Genomic DNA, 2,826 nt, shown 5'->3' with positions numbered 1-2,826 from the left:
GGGGCGGTGGGACGGGGGAGGCAATTTTCCCAATCTGGACTTCCCCCGTCCGGAAACCACCGCTATGGCGCGAACCCTGGCATGCGCGGGCGCTCACCGCCCCTTGAACACCGGCTTGCGTTTCTCCAGGAACGCCCGGTAGCCCTCGCGGAAATCCTCCGTGCCGAAGCAGTGGTAGCATTCGGCGATCTCCGCCTCCGACAGCGGGGCGGGGTCGGACAGGCGGCGGACGAACTGCTTGTGCAGCCGGGCGGCCAGCGGCGCTCCCCCGGCGATGCGTTCGCAGGTCGCGGCGATCTCGCCCTCGAAGGCGTCGTCGGCCACGAGGCGGTGGACCAACCGCTTGTCCTTGGCCTCCTCCGCGCCGAAGACGCGGCCCTCCAGCAGGATCTCCAGCGCCGCCGGGCCGCCCGCGATGTCGTGGAGCAGCTTCAGCTCGGGCAGCGCCATGGAGATGCCGAGCCGGCTGACCGGCACGCCGAAGCGGCTGCCAACGGTGCAGACCCGCAGGTCGCAGGCCAGCGCCACGGCCAGCCCGATGCCGCAGCAGGCGCCCTGGATGGCCGCCAGCGTCGGGTGGGGCAGATCGCGCAGCAGGGTCAGCCCCTCGTCCATCAGCACGCCGTAGTCGGCGCCCTGCTCGGGGCTGTTGCGCTCCGTCTCGAATTCGGAGATGTCGGCGCCGGGGCTGAAGGCCCGCCCGCCGGCCCCGCGCAGCACCACCGCGCGCACCGTCCCGTCGGCGCCGAGCCGGCGCAGCAGCGGGATCAGCGCCAGCCACATCGGCTTGTCGAAGGCGTTCAGCCTGTCGGGGTTGCTGAGGGTCAGCGTGGCGACGACGCCGTCGCGGGTCAGGGTCACGGTGCCGGCCATGTCCTGTCGGGCTCCCCATCCATTCGGTTGCGTATGGGGCAGACCACAAACACCCGGCGCCCCGTTCCGTCAAGGACTTCCCGAAAGCCGCATCGGCGCTGGACCCCAGGGCCGCGGGTCCCCATAGTTCGTAGCCGGGACTTCACCGGACGGGAGACGACGCCGCGATGCGAACGGGAATAGCCGCCCTTACCCTGGCTGCCGCCCTCATAAGCACTCCCGCGCTGGCGGCGAAGGATGAGCTGGTGATCGGCATGACCCAGTTCCCGTCCAACTGGCACCCCTCCATGGAAGCGATGATGGCGAAGAGCTACGTCCTGTCCATGGCGCGCCGGCCCTTCACCGCCTACGATCCCGACTGGCGGCTGACCTGCCTGCTCTGCACCGAGCTGCCGGCGCTGGACAAGGGCACCGCGGAGGTCGAGACGCGGGCCGACGGCAAGAAGGGCATCAAGGTCACCTACACCATCAACCCCAAGGCGACCTGGGGCGACGGCACGCCGGTGACGACCGAGGACGTGCTGTTCACCTGGGCGGTCGGCAAGCACCCGCAGAGCGGGTACAGCAACTTCGACCTGTTCGCCCGCGACATCGTGGCGATCGACGCCAAGGACGAGCGCACCTTCACCATCCACCGCGACAAGGCGGTGTGCAGCTACGCCGAGATCAACGACTTCGAGATCCTGCCCGCCCATCTGGAGCGCGCGGTGTTCGAGGCCGACCCGGCGACCTACCGCAACCGCTCCAAATACGAGACCGACACGACGAACCCCGGCCTGTGGTTCGGCCCCTACCGCATCGCCCAGGTCGAGCCGGGCAGCCATGTGGTGCTGGAACCGAACCCGACCTGGTGGGGCGCGAAGCCGGCCTTCAAGCGGGTGATCGTGAAGTCCATTGAGAACACCGCCGCGCTGGAGGCCAATCTGCTGGCCGGGCAGGTCGACATGGTGCCGGGGGAGACCGGCCTGCCGCTCGATCAGGTGCTCGCCTTCGAGAAGCGGCACGGCAGCCGCTACAACGTCTTCTACAAGCCCGGCCTGTTCTTCGAGCATGTCGAGCTGAACCTCGACAACCCGGCGCTGGCCGACGTGCGGGTGCGCCGGGCGCTGCTCCACGCCATCGACCGCGAGGCGATCTCCAAGCAGCTCTACGACGGCCGGCAGCCGGTCGCCCACAACGAGATCAGCCCGCTCGACCGCGTGCACGCGCCGGGCTATCCGACCTACGCCTTCGACCCGGCGCTTGCGGCCAAGCTGCTGGACGAGGCGGGCTGGAGCGAGCGGCGCGCCGGGGTGCGCCACAACGCCAAGGGGGAACGGCTGTCACTGGAGATCATGACGACCGCCGGCAACCGCTCCCGCGAGGTGTTGCAGCAGGTGCTCCAGGCGCAATGGCGGCAGGCGGGGATCGAGGTGCGCATCGTCAACGAGCCGGCCCGCGTCCTGTTCGGCGACACGCTGGAGAAGCGCCGCTTCAAGTCGATGGCGCTGTTCGCCTGGATCAGCGCGCCGGAAAACATCCCGCGCACCATCCTGCATTCCAGCATGATCCCGACGGAGGCCAACAACTGGGCGGGCCAGAACTACACCGGCTACCGGAACCCGGAGATGGACAAGGTCCTGGAGGACCTGGAGCATGTCTGCGAGCCCGACGCCAACCGCGCGCTGTGGGCGAAGCTGCAGACGCTCTACGCCCAGGACCTGCCGAACCTGCCGCTGTTCTTCCGCGCCGATCCGTTCATCCTCCCGCCCTGGCTGGAGGGCGTGGTACCGACCGGGCATCTGGATTCCAGCACGCTGTGGATCGAGACGTGGAAGGCGAAGGAGTGAGAAAAGTCATACCGGCGATTGCCCCCACCCCGGCCCTCCCCCGCTCTCGGCGGACCAAAGGTCCGCCTGCCGCGTCAGCGCAAACCTTTGGTTTGCGCGAGAGCTGTGCAGGGGAGGGTGCCTT

2 protein-coding genes are annotated in these 2,826 nt (G+C 69.0%); one reads left to right on the top strand and one right to left on the bottom strand.

What is annotated here, in order from left to right:
- Nucleotides 1-93 precede the first annotated feature (93 nt).
- Nucleotides 94-873, bottom strand: a complete 780-nt coding sequence (locus GBZ26_RS28580) for an enoyl-CoA hydratase-related protein (RefSeq protein ID WP_174441695.1) — start codon at nucleotides 871-873, stop codon at nucleotides 94-96.
- 167 nt (nucleotides 874-1,040) lie between these two features.
- Between GBZ26_RS28580 and GBZ26_RS28575 the strand changes: the two genes are divergently transcribed.
- Nucleotides 1,041-2,702, top strand: coding sequence for a peptide ABC transporter substrate-binding protein (locus GBZ26_RS28575; protein WP_174441694.1), 1,662 nt, complete (start codon nucleotides 1,041-1,043; stop codon nucleotides 2,700-2,702).
- Nucleotides 2,703-2,826 lie beyond the last annotated feature (124 nt).

Source organism: Azospirillum formosense, assembly GCF_013340925.1.
GTDB classification, from domain to species: Bacteria; Pseudomonadota; Alphaproteobacteria; order Azospirillales; family Azospirillaceae; genus Azospirillum; species Azospirillum formosense.
This window is presented reverse-complemented; position numbering and strand designations above follow the sequence as displayed.